We start from the raw sequence: 16,475 nt of genomic DNA, 5'->3' as shown, positions 1-16,475 counted from the left end.
ATCGCGCTCCTTCCCAAATACGAGTAAGGAAGTAGGGTGTTCCTGATTGCCGTGCACAATATTCGTAACGATTGTTTGCAGCGGTAGGAGGGTGCAAAGCATGGCGAGGCGGAAGAAAGCGGGGGCCGGAGGGGGAATTGGCGCAGTCGTCGTGGGGCTGCTGGTGCTACTGGCCGCCATTCCGCGCGAGGTCTGGATCGGGGTTGGAGTACTCGCCGCCGTTGGCGTCGGCATCTATCTCTATCTCAAGTCCAAGGGCAGTGCGCAAGCTGCCCCACAGGAGGCCGCTCCTCCCGCTCCCGCTGTCCCTCGTCCCGAGAGTCGCGCACCGGTTGTGTCGAGTCCCGTGGTCAATTCCCGCGTGGCCAGCCGGCTCTCGGATGAGCAACAGCCTGTACCGGTCGCGGCGAGCCCGGCGCCTGCCGCACCGTCGTTTCGCATTCCGGCAGCGCCCAAGCGTTTCGGTCCTGGTGCCTGGATCCCTGCTGGAGAAACGATAGAAGTCGGTGGTATCTTGATTTCCGGTGGCCTGGTCTATGTTGGTACGTCGTTGCCGACGCCCATGGGTGGCAATGATCCGTGTCTCATCGACCCATCGAAGTCTGTTGCGTCGCATGGCGACTACACAGAGCGGCAGATGGGTTACTGGCCGAGCTACTCGGAGATTTCGCCTTCCGCCCGGCGTGCCTACCTGAATTGGCTGGCGGGCGGCAGGCAGGATCCCGAGGCGGATGTCGGGTACGTCTTCATCTTCTTCTACGGGTTGGAGCGTCGCGCCATTCTGGATGCCTCGAAGGACGAGGCGGCCAAGGGCGATTGGCCCACGATTGCGGCAGAGCTGCGTCGGCTGCTGGACATCTATGGCGCCAAGTCGGGCTCATTCCAAAGCTACGCCGGTTCGCTGCTCGATTGGGTCTCGTTGGCCGAGCACCCCGAGAAAGCCTATCTCAAGCCCATTCCGAGTTTTCCCAAGACCTACGAGCTGCCGCTCTACATCCGTGTCGCCCTGGGGCAGGCGGCGGTGGATGGTGTGCCGGTGCCAGCGCAACTGGCACTGGCCTGGGCCAAGCTGGATCCGACCAGCTACCTGCGAACACCGGCAACGCGTTGCGCGGAGGAGTTCGACAAGCTGTTCGTATCCAAGTACCACGAGACGTTTGGGGAGGGCTTGGTTCTTCCCAGGAACAAGACCAAGATCAAGCTGGTTCACCGACCAGCCTCCGCCGGCTTTCGCGGGTACACGGATTTGAGCCTGTCCTTTGGGAACACGCCCGACGTCACGGTCCTTACAGGGCCCATCAACAAGCTGCGCCAGGTTGTTGAGGCGGCCACGAAGGAACTGGAGCCGTTCAGCCGCTATGTGGGGCGGAACCCGGATTCCAGGCATGCGCTGGAGGGGCTGCTGCAATTGCCCGCCGCGTTGTGGCCCGAAGGTGCCCAGAAGGCCTTGCACGCCCTGAAAGCGCGTATGGGCGAGGGGATGATCGCCATGTCGTTCCAGGAACTGCTTGGCAGCCTGGATGCGAAGACGACGCTGACGAGGGACCGAACGCTGGCGTTGGCGCGAGCTCTCGAATCCTTGAACATCGGCATCGAGCCCGATGTCTTGGGTGGGGCCAAGCTGCCCAAGGCGGACGAGAAGGTCGTGCTGTTCTCCGTTCCGCCAGGAGAGGTCACCAGCCGATCGACGCCGGACTATCAAGCCGCCGCGTTGACGCTGGATTTGGCATCGGCCGTGGCTGCGGCTGATGGCGAGTTCAGTGTCGAGGAAATGGGGTATCTCCGGGCGCAGGTGCAGTCCTGGGCGCATCTCACGCCGAACCATGTCCGCAGGCTTCTGGCGCACCTACGTCTGCTGATGACGACGCCGGCATCGCTGACCACGCTCAGAAAGAAGCTGGAGCCGCTGGACGCTGGCGCTAAGGAGACCATAGCCACCTTCATGGCCACGGTTGCGCAGTCCGATGGAAATGTGTCGCCGACAGAAGTGAAGATGCTGGAGAAGGTCTACAAGGCTCTCGGCGTCGAACCCAAGAAGGTGTTTTCCGACGTGCATGCAGTGGCTGCGGGGGCAAAACCAACGGCGGCGGCTACCGCGAAGGTCGAGGAAACGGGGTTCAAGCTCGATCCCGCACGCATTGCCGCCCTCCAGAAGGACACCGAGGCCGTATCAGCACTGCTGTCGGGTATCTTCAAAGAAGAGAGCCCGCCCGAGCCGGTGTTCGCCGAACCCGAGCCTGAAGGTGATGTGGAGCCGACGCCACCTGGACTGCTTGGCCTGGACGAGGCGCACAGTGCGCTCGCACGCCTGCTGCTGTCGCGGCCGGAGTGGACGAAGGACGAACTTGGCGATGCAGCAGCAGATCTGGACCTGATGCTCGACGGCGCCATTGAAACCCTCAATGAGGCGGCCTTCGACCTGCACGACGTACCGTTCACCGAAGGCGAGGATGTCGTGACCGTGAACCCTGAACTATTGGAGAAGCTGGAAGCATGAACGCACCGATCCGCCCCAGAGACCGTGATGCGGTCATCCAATCGTTGCGCGCGGGTGTTGTGCCCCGCAGCGGCCAGCACCTCATTCAGGTCGGCCGTGCCCGGGAAATCGAGACGCTGGTAGCCGATATCGCCCGCATCGCTGATGGGGGCTCGGCATTCCGTGTCGTCATCGGTGAGTACGGCGCTGGCAAGACCTTCTTTCTGAACCTGGTGCGTGCCGTGGCACTGGAGAAGAAGCTCGTGGTGGCGACGGCCGACCTGAACCCGGATCGGCGTCTTCACGCCAGCGGCGGTCAGGTCCGCTCCCTCTACGCCGAACTCATGCGCAACCTGTCGACCCGAACGAAACCGGATGGGGGTGCGCTGGCGGGCATCGTCGAGAAGTTCATCGCTACGACCAAGACGGAGGCCAAGGCGTCGGGCCAATCGACCGAGGCGCTCTTGCGCCAGAAGCTCGACCAATTGACTGAGCTGGTGAATGGCTACGATTTCGCGGATGTCATCGCGGCATACTGTCGTGGCTATGAAGAGGGCAACGAGAAGCTGAAGTCCGATGCCATCCGCTGGCTGCGGGGGGAATTCGCCACCAAGACAGATGCCAGGCAGGCGCTCGGCGTGCGGAGCATCGTCGACGATTCCGAGGTCTATGACCAGCTCAAGCTCATGGCGCGCTTCGTGCGCCTGGCCGGCTTCGCGGGCCTGCTGGTCGGCCTGGATGAACTGGTCAATCTCTACAAGCTGGCCAACACGCAGGCCCGCAATGCGAACTACGAACAAATCCTGCGCATCCTCAACGACTCGCTGCAAGGCACGGCCGTGGGCCTTGGGTTTGTCCTGGGCGGGACACCCGAATTTCTGCTGGACACCCGGCGGGGACTCTACAGCTATCCGGCCTTGCAGAGTCGCCTGGTGCAGAACACCTTCGCCTCGGATGGACTGGTCGACTTCAGCGGACCGGTGGTCCGGCTGTCGAGCCTTACGCCCGAGGACTTCTACGTCCTGCTGCAGAAGATTCGTTTCGTCTATGCCTTCGGCGAGGCCGACAAGTTTCTCGTGCCGGACCAAGGTATCTTCAGCTTCATGGAGCATTGCTCCAAACGCATCGGCGATACGTATTTCCGAACGCCGCGGACGACCATCACAGCCTTTATCAACATGCTTGCCGTGCTCGAACAGAACCCTGGCGCGGCATGGCAGGACTTGCTGGGCGGCATAGAGGTCGCTGCGGACACCGGCGGTGTGGCCGATCAGCAGGTTGACGCGGACGACAGCGATGAATTCGCCTCGTTCAAGATGTGACGGTCTCGGCCTGAACACATGTCCGGCGACAGCGCTTCCTTCTTCCTGCTCGACGAGCGCATCCAGCGCTTCATATGGGCCGAAGGCTGGGAGTCGCTGAGAGATGCCCAGGAGGCAGCTATTCCGTTGATCGTCAAGGCGGACCGGGACGTCATCGTGGCAGCCGCCACTGCCGCCGGCAAGACGGAGGCGGCATTTCTGCCGGCGTTGACGCATCTGCTTCAGGCGGAGCCGATGGGGCTCATCGTCTACATCAGTCCGCTCAAAGCGCTCATCAACGACCAGTTTGGGCGCCTCGACCGACTGTGCGAGCAACTGGAGGCCCCAGTCTGGCCCTGGCATGGCGACATTTCTTCCTCGGCCAAGGCGCGCTTCCTGGCGAAACGGCAAGGGGTGTTGCTCATCACGCCGGAATCACTGGAGGCAATGTTGTGCCATCGCGGCACGTCAATCGGTGCAGTGTTCGACCGGCTGGCGTTCTTCGTTGTCGACGAGCTTCACGCCTTCATCGGTTCAGAGCGTGGCAAACAGCTTCAATCCCTGATGCACCGTATCGAGCGGGTCATCGGGCGCCAGGCGCCGCGCGTAGGTCTTTCGGCAACACTGGGCGACATGCGCCTGGCAGCCGATTTCCTGCGTCCGGGACAGGGAGTATCGGTCGCCCTGGTGGAGTCGAAATCTTCGCACAGTGAACTGAGAGTCCTGGTCAAAGGGTATGAGGAGCCCTTGGCCGTGCGCAATGAGGATGGCGACGAGGAGTTGGAATCCGTCACACCAGCGAAGATCGCCTTGCATCTTTTCCAGGGTTTGCGCGGCACGAACAACCTGGTCTTCCCGAACTCTCGCCGTGAGGTCGAGCGCTACACGCACCTTCTCAACAGACTGTGCGAGCAACAAAAGGTGCCGAACGAGTTCTGGCCGCACCACGGCAGCCTGTCCAAAGAGATACGGGCGGAGACCGAGGCTGCCCTGAAGCAGAAGGAGTTCCCGGCGACGGCCATCTGCACCAACACGCTGGAGTTGGGCATCGACATTGGTGCCGTCAGGAGCGTGGCCCAGATCGGCCCGCCGCCTTCGGTGGCCAGCTTGCGACAGCGCCTGGGGCGATCTGGCCGTCGTAAGGGGGAACCGGCCATCTTGCGAGGCTACAGCGTGGAGAACGCGCTTGGCGGGAAGCCCTCACTCGCCGACGAACTCCGGCTGGAGACGGTGAAGGTGACGGCGATGATCTCGCTGCTGCTGGAAGGCTGGTTTGAGCCACCCATGGCGCATGGCGTTCATCTGTCGACGCTGGTTCAACAAATGCTGTCCTATGTGGCGCAGAACGGTGGGGCTTCCATCGGGCAGCTCTATGCGATGTTCTGTGCTTCCGGAACTCCATTTGTTGGGCTGGACAAAGGGGAGTTTGTTGAACTCGTTCGCCATCTCGGCCAGAAAGAACTGCTGATGCAGGAGTCCAGCGGTCTCTTGCTGCATGGCCGTATCGGCGAGAAGTTCGTCAACCATTACACGTTCTATGCCGCGTTTGCCGCTGATGAGGAGTTTCGCATTGTCTGCGGTGGGAAAACGCTCGGCACTTTGCCGGTATCGCAGATGCTCAGTGTGGGCCAGCGCATTCTGTTTGCCGGCAGGACCTGGCTGGTGGAAGACATCGACGAGGAGCAAAAAACCATATTTGTCGTCCGCTCTGGTGGCGGAGCGCCGCCGTTGTTTTCGGGCGGAGCCGGGCGCACGCACACACGCGTTCACCAGCGAATGCGCCAATTGTTCGAGTCCTCCGATGTGCCGCCGTTTCTGGATGAAGTGGCCAAGCGGTTCCTGGCCGAGGGCAGGGCGAACTACGCCGTACGAAACCTAGCGAATGACTTCGTGATTGACCAGGGGCGGGATGTAGTGCTGCTGACCTGGCTCGGGGATGCCGCCAACGAAGCGCTGGCTTGCCTGCTCCGCCGGCGAGGCTATTCGGCGAATGCGGCCGGTCCGGGCATCGAAGTCGCTAAGGGGGATTCGGGTGTCGAGAGCATCGTCGATGCCCTTATCGATGCGGCGGTGGATGAGCCTCCGCCGCTCGACATGCTTCTGGCCGATGTCCGCAACCTACAGCGCGAGAAGTGGGATTGGGCGTTGCCCGATGAACTTCTGCGCAAGGCGTATGCAAGTCTGTACCTGAACCTTGAAGAGGCTCTCTCCTGGGCGAGGGCACTTCCTGGTGATCAGGCATTCCATAGCCGTGAGTCACCGTTGAGTCGGGTGGATGAGGGGGGCGCGGCTAGTGCAGCGTAGCAGTCGTTTAGTTGTATTTCAGATATTTTGCGTTTACCTGAATCCCGAGTAGCGGCGATGCCGCAAGATTTCTGACCGCGTGCCGCTGATGCCGTCTTGGGCGGGACCGAGTAGGCAGCAAGGGCACTTGGGGTGGTGCCGTAAGCGAGAGAAAACTCGATCGTTCCAAGGCTGGATGAAGCGCGCTAAGATATATCGTGATTGACAATCGGGTCGAGGAAGTGTCAATGAGCCGCCAATCGGGCCATCTCCCGCGCCAGCAAAAGGTGTCCGATGCAGACGGTAAAAGCGACGGTAAGGCCCCATTTCGATCACCGCAAATCCCTTTAACCATGAGGACTTGCGAGTCTCATTGATGACCGAGTGGGAGTGAACCACCACACGACAGGGCGCGCTCACAGCCGCCGATGCATCGCCGCAGCGGCGATTGCGCCCCCGGCCATCGCAACGGTGATCTGGTTCAGGCCTTGCGACACGTCTCCGGCAGCCCACAGGCCGGGCACGGTGGTGGCGTGGTGGTCGTCGATCACCAGATAGCCGTCGTCATTGGTCCGGGCGCCCAGCCGCCGTGCCAGCGAGGCATGGATGTCCAGGCCCAGTGCGCAATAGAGCGAGTCGCAGACCGTTTCGCGCTGGCCGTGGCGCACCGTGATGCGCTCTTCCCAGTGCCGGATGCTGTCGATCGGCTCGTCGGCCCAGGCGATGCCGGCTTCGGCCAGCCGGCGCCGCGCGCCTTCGTCCAGCGCGGCCGCGCCCTGTTCCATGAACAGCGTGATGTGCGGCGTGAAGTGCCGCAGGTAGAGGGCCTCTCCCACGCCGGCCTCACCGTCGGCAATGACGCCGACGGCCTGGTCGATGGCCTCGTAGCCGTCGCACACCGGGCAATAGCGCAGCACGCCGGCGCGTAGCGCCTCCAGCACGTAGGGCATGGCCGGCGGGATGTCGGTGACCCCAGTGGCCAGCAGCACCTGCCGCGCGCGCGCCGAGCCGCCGGCCCAGCCGACCTCGAAGCCGTCGCCGCGCCGCTCCACGGTGTCCACGTAGGCCGTCACGGCATGGACGGGGTAGCGCAAGGTCTGTTCGCGCAGCATCGCCAGCAGGTCGGTGCCGGTGACGCCTTCGGCAAACCCCGGATAGTTGTGCGAGCGCGGGATCTTGGACAGCCGGCTCTGCGCCGCGTCCAGCAGCAGCACCGAGCGGCGAAAGCGCGCGAGGTAGAGCGCCGCCGTCAGCCCGGCCGGGCCGCCGCCGATGATGACGGCATCGACTTCGGCGGGCGGGGCCGCGGCGGCCGGCCCTGCAGACGCATCGGCGCCGCTGGCGCCGGAGCGGGAGGAAGCAGGATGGGTCGGCATGGCGTCTCCAACGGTGGGCGGCGTGCAGGGCAGGGTGCTAGGCGCCTTGCACCAGGTTCTGGAACTCCGGGTGCCGTTCGGCCCAGCCGGCCATGAAGCTGCATTCCGGGCGCACTCGCAGACCTTCGCGCCGGGCCGTGTCGAAAGCGTGGCGCGCAAGCCGGGAGCCGACACCCCGGCCCTCGAACTCGGGCTGCACCACCGTGTGCGGCAGTGTCAGCGTGTCGCCGGTGCGCCGATAGTCGGCGAACCCGGCAAGCGTGCCGTCGTCGCCACGGGCCTCGTAGCGGCCGCGCTGCGGGTTGTCGGTCACGGCGTAGTGGCTCATGGCATGGCTCCTGATGACGTGGCGGTGCGGGGCTGGGCGAAGGGTGTCTGCAGGGCGCAATGTACAGCGGCGGCGGTGTGCACGGCGGCGCGGCCACGTGTGAAGTGGAGCCCGGGCGGTGGCCGGGCTGGCGCGCCCGGCTGTGTTGCGCGATGGGGGCGCGAGCAGCCGGGAATGCGGGCAGGCAAAGCCCGGTTGGAGGCCGGAAGTCGATAATTCCGCCTTCCCAAACCCCGAAGCCGCAGGCAACCGCGTGGACCACTCCGTCATGCCCCCCAGTCCCCAGCCAGACGCCACTGTTCCACCCTGCCTGTCCGCAGGCGGAGAGCTGGCGGCCCTCATGCGTGCCCGCGACTGGGCTGCGACGCCACTGGGGCCGGCGCACGCGTGGCCGCAGAGCCTCAAGACGGCGGTCGGCATCATGCTGACGTCGCGCCAGCCGATCTGGATCGGCTGGGGCAAGGAGCTGATCTACCTGTACAACGACCCGTACAAATCCATCATCGGCGGCAGGCATCCGTGGGCGCTGGGGCGCCCGGTCTCGCAGGTGTGGCGCGAGATCTGGAACGAGATCGGCCCCATGCTGGAGTCGGCGATGGGCGGCGTGAGCGGCATCTATGTCGAGGAGCAGCTCCTGATCATGGAGCGCAACGGCTACCCCGAGGAAACCTACTACACCTTCTCCTACAGCCCGATTCCCGACGATGACGGCAGCCCGGGCGGCATCATCTGCGCCAACACGGACGACACCCGCCGGGTGATCACCGAGCGCCAGCTGGGGCTGCTGCATGACCTGTCCTTGCGCATCGTGAACGCACGAACGTGCGAGCAGGTGTGCCAGCGCAGTGCGGCGGCGCTGGCGACCAATGGGCACGACCTGCCCTTCGCGCTGCTCTACCTGGCTGAGCCCGATGGCAGCGCCATGACGCTGGCGGCTGCGGCCGGCATCGTCAGCGGGCACGCGGCGGCACCTGCGTCCGTGGCCCTTGATGGGCCCTCCCCCTGGCCGCTTGCCGAGGTGTTGCGCGAGCAGGAGATGCGCGTCGTGCCCGGTCTTGCGGCCCGGTTTGCCGACCTGCCGACCGGCGCCTGGCATCTGCCGCCCACGCAGGCCGTGGCGCTGCCCCTCGCCCCGTCGGGCGAGGCTGGGCAGGCGGGGGTGCTGATCGTCGGGTTGAACCCGTTTCGCCAGTTCGACCCGGATTACCGCGGCTTCCTCGCGCTGCTGACGGGGCAGATCGCCGCCGCCATCGCCAACGTGGAGGTCTTCGAAGAGGAGCGCAAGCGGGCCGAAGCGCTGGCTGCCATCGACCAGGCCAAGACGCTGTTCTTCTCCAACGTCAGCCACGAGTTCCGCACGCCGCTGACCCTGATGCTGGGCCCGCTGGAGGAATCCCTGGCGCAGGCCGGGCGCCTGCCCGAAGACGAGCGCGAGCGCGTGGAGATCGCCCACCGCAATGGCCTGCGCCTGCTCAAGCTGGTCAACACGCTGCTGGAGTTCTCGCGCATCGAGGCCGGGCGCGCCAAGGCACGGTTCGAGGCGACGGACCTGGCCACGCTCACGGCCGAGCTGGCGAGCAACTTCCGCTCGGCCACAGAGAAGGCCGGGCTCGAGCTGGTCGTGGAATGCCCGGCGCTGCCCGAGCCCGTCTTCGTCGACCGCGAGATGTGGGAGAAGGTCGTGCTGAACCTTGTCTCCAACGCCTTCAAGTTCACCTTCGACGGGCAGATCACGGTCAGCGTGGCGCCGGCGGCCGGCGCGGCTACCCTCACGGTGCGCGACACCGGCACGGGCATTCCTGCCCATGAGCTGCCGCGCATGTTCGAGCGCTTCCATCGCATCGACGGCGCGCGCGGGCGCAGCTTCGAGGGCAGCGGCATCGGTCTGGCGCTGGTGCACGAGCTGGTCAAGCTGCATGGGGGCACCATCGAGGTGGCGAGCGAGGAGGGGCGCGGCACCGCCTTCACCGTCACCATTCCCTTCGGCACGCGGCACCTGGCGGCGGACCAGGTCCACGAAGAGCGCGCGCTCGGCTGGTCTGCCGGGCGCGCGCGCGTCTATGTGGATGAAGCCCTGCACTGGCTGCCGGGCGCTGAGCCCGCCGCCGGGGTGCTTGACGGCGTGGTGTCGGAGCTGGCGGAGGAGCCGCAAGCGCCCGGCGAGCGGGCGCGCGTCCTGCTGGCCGACGACAACTCCGACATGCGCCACTACGTCCGACGGCTGCTGTCGGGGCGCCACGAAGTGGAGGCGGTGGCCGACGGCCAGGCCGCACTCGAAGCCATCCGCGCGCGCCGCCCCGACCTGGTGCTGACCGACATCATGATGCCGCGCCTGGACGGCTTCGGCCTGATGCGCGCCATCCGCAGCGACCCGGCCCTGCAGGACCTGCCCGTGATCGCCCTGTCGGCCCGCGCCGGCGAGGAGGCGAGCGTCGAGGGGCTGAGCGCCGGCGCAGACGACTATCTGGTCAAGCCTTTCTCGCCGCGCGAGCTGCTCGCCCGGGTGGAGTCGAACCTGAAGCTGGCGCGGCTGCGGCGCGAGATCACGGCGGACCTGGAGCGGCGCGTGGAGGCACGCACGCAGGAGCGCGACCGCATCTGGCGCCTGAGCAAGGACCTGCTGGGCGTGGCCGATGCGCAGGGTGTCTGGCAGAGCGTCAACCCGGCGTGGACGGCATTGCTGGGCTGGAGCGAGGAGGAGCTCGTTGGCAGGACGACCGAGTGGCTGGAGCACCCCGACGACCGCGTCAAGACGCGCACGGAGGTGGCGCAGCTGGCCGACGGCGCCACGACCCTCGATTTCGAGAATCGGTTTCGCGCGCGCGACGGCTCCTACCACTGGCTGTCCTGGACGGCCGTGCCCGAGGGCGGGCTGCTGTACTGCACCGCCCGCGACGTGACGGCCGCGAAAGCCCAGGCCGAAGCCCTGCGGCACGCCGAGGAGCAGCTGCGCCAGGCGCAGAAGATGGAGGCGGTGGGCAAGCTCACGGGCGGCGTGGCGCACGACTTCAATAATCTGCTGCAGGTCATCGGCGGCAACCTGCAGCTGCTGCAAAAGGACCTGGCCGGGCACGAGCGTGCCGAGCTGCGCCTGCGCAACGCGCTCACGGGGGTCTCGCGCGGCTCCAAGCTGGCCTCGCAGCTGCTGGCCTTCGGGCGGCGCCAGCCGCTGGCGCCCAAGGTCGTCAACCTGGGGCGGCTCATCCGCGACATGGACGACATGTTCCGCCGCGCCCTGGGCGAGAGCATCGAGATCGAGACGGTGATCGCCGGAGGCCTGTGGAACGCGTTCATCGATACGGCGCAGGTCGAAAACGCCCTTCTCAACCTGGCCATCAACGCCCGCGACGCCATGAAGGGCCACGGCCGGCTGACCATCGAGGCCGGCAACGCCCTGCTGGACGACGACTACGCCCTGCGCCACACCGACGTGACGCCCGGGCAGTACGTCGTGTTGGCCGTGACCGACACCGGCTCGGGCATTCCCGCGGAGGTGATCGAGCACGTGTTCGAGCCGTTCTTCACGACCAAGCCCGAAGGGCAGGGCACGGGGCTGGGCCTGTCCATGGTGTATGGCTTCGTCAAGCAGTCCGGCGGGCACATCAAGCTCTACAGCGAGCCCGGTCATGGCACCACGGTGCGCATCTACCTGCCGCGCGCCCACCAGCAGGAGGACGTCGCCATCGACACGCGCACCGGGCCCGCGGTGGGCGGCACCGAGACGGTACTGGTCGTCGAGGACGACGAGGGCGTGCGTGCCACGGTGGTCGAGATGCTCTCCGACCTGGGCTACCGCGTGCTCAAGGCGCGGGACGCCGACAGCGCGCTGGTGGTCGTGGAAAGCGGCGTGCCCATCGACCTGCTGTTCACCGACGTGGTCATGCCCGGCACGCTGCGCAGCCCGGAGCTGGCGCGCAAGGCGCGCGAGCGGGTGCCGGGCATCGCGGTGCTGTTCACCTCGGGCTACACGCAAAACGCCATCGTGCACGGCGGGCGGCTGGACGCGGGCGTGGAGCTGCTCAGCAAGCCCTATACCCGCGAAGAACTCGCGCGCAAGGTGCGCCACGTGCTGCGCGGCCAGCAGCAGGTGCAGGTGCTGGAGCAGGCCCGGGCGCAGCAGCTGCCCGCCGTGCCCGCGCAGCCGCCGGCGCCGCCGGGCCTGCGGGTGCTGCTGGTCGAGGACGAGGAGATGATCCGCCTGATCACCGCCGACATCCTGACGGACCTGGGGCATGCGGTGCTGACGGCGGGCGATGCGGCCAGCGCGCTCGCGCTGCTGCAGGCGCACCCCGTCGATGTGCTGCTCACGGACATCAGCCTGCCCGGCCGCTCGGGCATCGAGCTGGCCGCTGAGGCCGGCTGCCGCCTGCCGCAGCTGCGCGTCGTCTTTGCCTCGGGGTATGACCTCGCACCCGCCGTGATGGACGCGCACCCGGGCCCCCGGCCCGTGCACCTGCCCAAGCCGTACGATGAACGGGAGCTGGTCAGGGCCCTGGAGCTGGCCATGCAGTGAACGGGGCGGGCCGGCGGCGACAATCGCGGGTCCCGTCCCTGCAAATCTCCCAGCCGCTGGAAAGATTCCATGATCCGTTTTCTCGCCCTCCCGCTTGCCGCCACGCTGGTGGTGCTGTCCGGCTGCGCCAGCCGCCAATCCCTCGTGCCCGACGTGCAGCGGCAGGAGGCGGCCGGGGGCGTCCGGACCGTGTCCGTCGCGCCCGAGCGGCTGGCATGCACCGGGGGCACCCGCTGCCCGGTGCTGGCGGCGTCCTGGACCAGCGAGAAGAAGAGCCAGGCCGTGCTCGGCATCGGCCTGCCCGGCCAGGCCGCGGTGACGGGCGCCGACGTGCACGTCGGGGGCTCGGAGGTGGTGCGCCTGCGCGTGCCGCTGGCCACGCCCGGCGCCGGCATGGCGCAGCCGCCGGGCTACGCACTGACGGGGTTTGACGTGCCGCTGCGCCTGGTGGACCAGATCGCCCACGGCACCCGCACCTGGATGCGCGTGTACACCGCCAATGGCATGCAGGTGGATGAGTCCATCTTCAGCGGCGAAGAGCGCAGTCGGGCCTCCGAGGCCATGGCGCAGTTCCTCGGCGCGGTGCAGGCCGCCGGCGGCGAAGGCGTGGGCCTGCAGGGCTCGCGGGGCGGGCTGCTGGAGCAATTCGGGGGCGGGGCAAAATGAGCGGCTCCAGCGGCTCCGGTTGCTTTTGCTACTGAAAATGAAGCAATAACCCAGTGCCAGCCGGACACTTTTGGGTCATTTGTGGCGTAGAACGCGGGCTGACGCGGAGGTGGCGCTATTCTTTGGATAGCCCGGCGCCCATCGCCTCCAGGTGCTGGGCCAGTGTCCCGGCCGACAGTTCGCCGCTACGCACCAGGGCCAGGCGCCCTGCAGCGTCATAGAACAGCGTGGTCGGCAGGGCCCGGTGGCCCAGCAGGCGGCCCAGCTGCCCTGCCTGGTCCAGCACCACGTCGGCCACGGGCAGGCCCTGCGCGGCGGCAAAGCCGGCCGCCACCTCGGGCGACTCGCCCTGGTTGACCCACAGAAAGCGCACTCCGGGGTGCGTCTGCTGCGCACTCAGCAGCACCGGCATTTCGCGCCGGCAGGGCGGGCACCAGCTGGCCCACAGATTGATGACCACGGGCCGCCCCTGCAGCGCCGGCAGCCGCACGGTGCTGGCGTCGAGCGCCACACCCTGCCAGGCCGGCAGCGGGGCGCGGGCGCCGGGCTGGGCCAGGTGCAGCGCGGCGCTGCCTGCCAGCCACAGCGCCATGCCCACTCCCGTGCCCAGGCCCACGGCGCGGCGCCAGGCATTGCGCCGCAGCCACAGCAGCAGCACGTAGGCACCGGCGGCCGCCAGGCCCCACGCGGGCGACCAGCCGCCGTCCCGGATGTCCAGGGCCGCCCAGGGTTCGGCCGCATACGCGCCGGCGTAGCGCAGCACGAAGGCCAGCCGCGCAGCGGCCAGTGCCGCCAGCGCCACGCCCCAGGCATGCGGGCCGGGCGGCAGCCCGGCGCGCGCGGCGCTGCGGTCGTGCACCGTGCTGCCGGCCAGCCAGGCCAGCAGCAGCACCACGCCGGCCCAGGGCAGGACCAGCGGGCCGAGCGTCAGCACCTGGGCGTCGCCCGTCATGGCCTTGGCTGGCGGAAGTGCGCCAGGGGCCAGCGCAGGCAGGCGCGCAGCCCGGGCTGCGCGGGCGCCAGCGTCAGCGTGCCGCCCCCGCTCTCGGCGATGCGTCGGGCGATCGTCAGGCCCAGGCCGCTGCCGGCGCTGCTGCTGGCACCCTTGCGCCAGAAGCGCTGGGTGGCCTGCGCGCATTCGTCTTCGCTCAGGCCCGGCCCCTGGTCGCGGATGCAGACCTCGACGGCGGCCCCGCCGCCAGCCCCGGCCGCGTGCAGCGCCAGCGTGCATTCGACCGGCGCCTCGCCCTGGTGGTGGCGCAGGGCGTTGTCCAGCAGATTGCCGATGGCGCTGGTCAGCAGCGCCGCCGGCACGGGCAGGCTGGCGTGCTGCCAGGCCGGTGGCTCGGGCTCGCAGCGCACGGCCACGGCCGCGGCGCTGCGCCCCTCGTCCTGCGCGCGCTGGCGCGACTGTTGCACCGCCAGCTCGAAGGCCTGCACGATGGCGCTGCCCCGGGCGCCGTCCGCGCCGGCGCCGCCCGCGCCCTCCAGCCGGGCCAGCTGCAGCAGCTGCTCCAGCGTGCCGTGCATGTGGGTAATGCCTTGCAGTGCACCTGCCAGCGCCTCGTGCGCGACGGCCCCGCGCCCGGGCGCGGCCAGCGCCAGCTGCGCGACCTGCACCTGGGTCTTGATGGCGGTGAGCGGCGTGCGCAGCTCGTGGGCGGCGTCGGCCGTCCAGCGGCGTTCGTGCTCCAGGGTGCTGCGCGTGCGCTCCAGCAGCGCGTTCAGGCTGGCCACCAGCGGGCTCAGCTCGCGCGTGTCCTGGCCGGCGCGCACCGGCTCGGTGGACTGGGGCGTGCGCGCCAGCAGTTCGCGCTGCAGCTGCCCGAGCGGGCGCAGGCCCAGCGTGGCCACCCACCACACCAGCAGCCAGACGCAGGCCAGCGCCAGTGCAAAGGGCAGGGCCAGCGCCAGCACGGCGGCGCGCACCAGCTGCTGGCGCTGCGGCAGCGGGTCGGAGGTGGCCACGCGCAGCTCGCCCTCGGCCAGCACGTAGGTGCGCCAGGCCTTGCCGCCCTTGGTGATCTCCTTGAAGCCGGGCTCGCCCAGCGTGGACTGCGCCGGCGCCCCGCCGGTGCGCGCCAGCGGCAGCACCTCGACCTCGCTGCGCGCCAGGCTCACCTCGCAGGCCACGCCGTCGCGGCCGATGACCGAGTGCACCTGGTCCTGGACTTGCTGCTGCTGCTGCTGCGCGGGCGGCGGGCCGTCCGGCGCGGCCGGCTGCAGCTGCTGCACGATGCTGGCCACCATGCGTGCCGAGGCCACCAGGCGCTCGTCGAGCATGGTGTTGATCTCGTGCTGCAGGCTGTTGATGCGCCAGGCCGCGACGCCTCCCCACAGCACGCTGCTGGCCAGCGCCAAGCCCAGCACTAGGCGCAGGCGCAGGCTTTTCAGGCGCGGAGGCAGGCTGGCGTTCATGGCGCGGCGGGCGGCGGGGGCGCCGGCGGGTGGTGGCGCGCCCCCAGGCGAAAGCCCAGGCCGCGCACGGTGTCGATCAGGTCGGCGCCGAGTTTCCTGCGCAGGTGGTGCACGTGCACGTTCACGGTGTTGCTGCCCACCTCTTCATCCAGCCCATAGAGGCTGTCGTGCAGCTGCGCCGTGCTCAGCACCCGTCCGCCGGCCTGCACCAGCGCGGCCAGCAACAACCATTCGCGCCGGGGCAGCTCCACTGGTTCGCCCGCCCGCCAGACGGCGCCGCTGGCCATGTCGATTTCGCATTCGCCCAGGCGCACCCGGTCACTGGCCCGCCCGCCGGCGCGGCGCACCAGCGCCTGCAGGCGCAGGGCCAGTTCTTGCAGGTCAAAGGGCTTGGTCAGGTAGTCGTCCGTGCCTTCCTGAAAGCCGGCGATCTTGTCCTCCAGCGCGCCGCGCGCGGTCAGGATGAGCACCGGCAGGCCTTCACCCGCCGCGCGCCAGCGGCGCAGCAGGGCCAGGCCGTCGCCGTCGGGCAGGCCCAGGTCGAGCACGCAGGCGTCGTAAGCGCGCGCGTCCAGGTGCGCCTGGGCGTCGGCGGCGGTGCCGGCGACGTCGGCTTGCAGGCCGTGCAGATGCAGGCCGGTGCGGATGCCGCTGGCGACGAGGGCGTTGTCTTCGACGATCAGGATATGCATGAAGGGGGATGATGCCTTTTGGTTTGTTCTTGTGGCTGGTTTGGTGCTGGTTTTGATGTTGGGGTTGGTTTGGGCGTGGGGGGCCGGGACTCGCCCCGGCGGGCGACCTACTTTTCTTGCCCGCGCAAGAAAAGTAGGCAAAAGAAGCGCGCCCCCGCTGCCCGTATCCCCAACGCTGCGCGTTGGGGCAGCCTGCGGTGCTCGGGCGGTCGGCGGGCGCGTGTGCCTGCGGCTCACGCGCCCGCCGCCCGCCCTGTGCTCCTCGGTACGGGCAAAGGGGGGTTGGAGGGGCGAGTCGGGCCGACGCTTCGCTCGGCCTCGCATTTCAGCCCATCTGGGCGTGTTCTTTCCCTTCCCCTCTCTCTTTCTTTCTTACTCCCTCCCCCTCTGGGGGAGGGCAGGGGTGGGGGCCAGCCGCGCTG

At 68.1% G+C, this 16,475-nt stretch carries 10 protein-coding genes; 5 read left to right on the top strand and 5 right to left on the bottom strand.

Translation table 11 applies throughout. The features are described from left to right. The first annotated feature begins 151 nt into the window (after nt 1-151). From RT051_RS06505 to RT051_RS06495, 3 genes are read left to right on the top strand one after another with little or no spacing between them, the layout of a single operon-like run. Nucleotides 152-2,497 carry a TerB N-terminal domain-containing protein gene (locus RT051_RS06505; RefSeq protein ID WP_313073919.1) on the top strand — a complete coding sequence of 782 codons (2,346 nt, stop codon included), beginning with the start codon at nt 152-154 and terminating at the stop codon, nt 2,495-2,497. After that, nucleotides 2,494-3,798, top strand: a complete 1,305-nt coding sequence (locus tag RT051_RS06500) for an ATP-binding protein (RefSeq protein ID WP_313073916.1) — start codon at nt 2,494-2,496, stop codon at nt 3,796-3,798. Before RT051_RS06505 ends, RT051_RS06500 begins: the two co-directional genes overlap by 4 nt. Nucleotides 3,799-3,816: 18 nt before the next feature. Continuing rightward, complete coding sequence (locus RT051_RS06495; protein ID WP_313073913.1) at nt 3,817-6,081, top strand: DEAD/DEAH box helicase; 2,265 nt, start codon at nt 3,817-3,819, stop codon at nt 6,079-6,081. Nucleotides 6,082-6,476: 395 nt separating this feature from the next. Here the strand turns inward: RT051_RS06495 and RT051_RS06490 are convergent, their stop codons facing one another. Further along, nucleotides 6,477-7,436 (bottom strand): NAD(P)/FAD-dependent oxidoreductase, encoded by a 960-nt coding sequence (locus tag RT051_RS06490; protein WP_313073910.1) that lies wholly within the window; start codon nt 7,434-7,436, stop codon nt 6,477-6,479. A 37-nt stretch (nt 7,437-7,473) separates the two neighbouring features. Next, entirely contained in the window at nt 7,474-7,764 is a 291-nt protein-coding gene (locus RT051_RS06485) for a GNAT family N-acetyltransferase (RefSeq protein WP_313073907.1), read from the bottom strand. A 268-nt stretch (nt 7,765-8,032) separates the two neighbouring features. Between RT051_RS06485 and RT051_RS06480 the strand changes: the two genes are divergently transcribed. Both RT051_RS06480 and RT051_RS06475 read left to right on the top strand, forming a co-directional pair. Next, nucleotides 8,033-12,277 carry a response regulator gene (locus RT051_RS06480; protein WP_313073904.1) on the top strand — a complete coding sequence of 1,415 codons (4,245 nt, stop codon included), beginning with the start codon at nt 8,033-8,035 and terminating at the stop codon, nt 12,275-12,277. Nucleotides 12,278-12,346: 69 nt separating this feature from the next. Next, nucleotides 12,347-12,943 (top strand): hypothetical protein, encoded by a 597-nt coding sequence (locus RT051_RS06475; RefSeq protein ID WP_313073901.1) that lies wholly within the window; start codon nt 12,347-12,349, stop codon nt 12,941-12,943. Nucleotides 12,944-13,058: 115 nt separating this feature from the next. Here the strand turns inward: RT051_RS06475 and RT051_RS06470 are convergent, their stop codons facing one another. The 3 genes from RT051_RS06470 to RT051_RS06460 are packed head-to-tail and all read right to left on the bottom strand — an operon-like array spanning nt 13,059 to nt 16,053. After that, nucleotides 13,059-13,895, bottom strand: a complete 837-nt coding sequence (locus RT051_RS06470) for a TlpA disulfide reductase family protein (protein WP_313073898.1) — start codon at nt 13,893-13,895, stop codon at nt 13,059-13,061. Then, the gene (locus RT051_RS06465; RefSeq protein ID WP_313073894.1) at nt 13,892-15,361 is read right to left on the bottom strand and encodes an ATP-binding protein; all 1,470 of its coding nucleotides are present in this window, start codon (nt 15,359-15,361) and stop codon (nt 13,892-13,894) included. The genes RT051_RS06470 and RT051_RS06465 overlap by 4 nt, the downstream gene beginning before the upstream one ends. Continuing rightward, nucleotides 15,358-16,053, bottom strand: a complete 696-nt coding sequence (locus tag RT051_RS06460) for a response regulator (RefSeq protein WP_313073889.1) — start codon at nt 16,051-16,053, stop codon at nt 15,358-15,360. The genes RT051_RS06465 and RT051_RS06460 overlap by 4 nt, the downstream gene beginning before the upstream one ends. Nucleotides 16,054-16,475 lie beyond the last annotated feature (422 nt).

The sequence above is a fragment of the Melaminivora sp. genome, assembly GCF_032059615.1.
Taxonomy (GTDB): Bacteria; Pseudomonadota; Gammaproteobacteria; order Burkholderiales; family Burkholderiaceae_C; genus Melaminivora.
The sequence above is the reverse complement of the archived record's forward strand: the minus strand, read 5'-3'. Positions and strand labels throughout refer to the sequence as shown.

What these genes read in the sequence shown, in the direction of transcription:
- RT051_RS06500 (WP_313073916.1), top strand. Translation starts at nt 2,494, where the DNA reads ATGAACGCACCGATCCGCCCCAGAGACCGTGATGCGGTCATCCAATCG.
- RT051_RS06495 (WP_313073913.1), top strand. Translation starts at nt 3,817, where the DNA reads ATGTCCGGCGACAGCGCTTCCTTCTTCCTGCTCGACGAGCGCATCCAG.
- RT051_RS06490 (WP_313073910.1), bottom strand. Translation starts at nt 7,436, where the DNA reads ATGCCGACCCATCCTGCTTCCTCCCGCTCCGGCGCCAGCGGCGCCGAT.
- RT051_RS06485 (WP_313073907.1), bottom strand. Translation starts at nt 7,764, where the DNA reads ATGAGCCACTACGCCGTGACCGACAACCCGCAGCGCGGCCGCTACGAG.
- RT051_RS06480 (WP_313073904.1), top strand. Translation starts at nt 8,033, where the DNA reads ATGCCCCCCAGTCCCCAGCCAGACGCCACTGTTCCACCCTGCCTGTCC.
- RT051_RS06475 (WP_313073901.1), top strand. Translation starts at nt 12,347, where the DNA reads ATGATCCGTTTTCTCGCCCTCCCGCTTGCCGCCACGCTGGTGGTGCTG.
- RT051_RS06470 (WP_313073898.1), bottom strand. Translation starts at nt 13,895, where the DNA reads ATGACGGGCGACGCCCAGGTGCTGACGCTCGGCCCGCTGGTCCTGCCC.
- RT051_RS06465 (WP_313073894.1), bottom strand. Translation starts at nt 15,361, where the DNA reads ATGAACGCCAGCCTGCCTCCGCGCCTGAAAAGCCTGCGCCTGCGCCTA.
- RT051_RS06460 (WP_313073889.1), bottom strand. Translation starts at nt 16,053, where the DNA reads ATGCATATCCTGATCGTCGAAGACAACGCCCTCGTCGCCAGCGGCATC.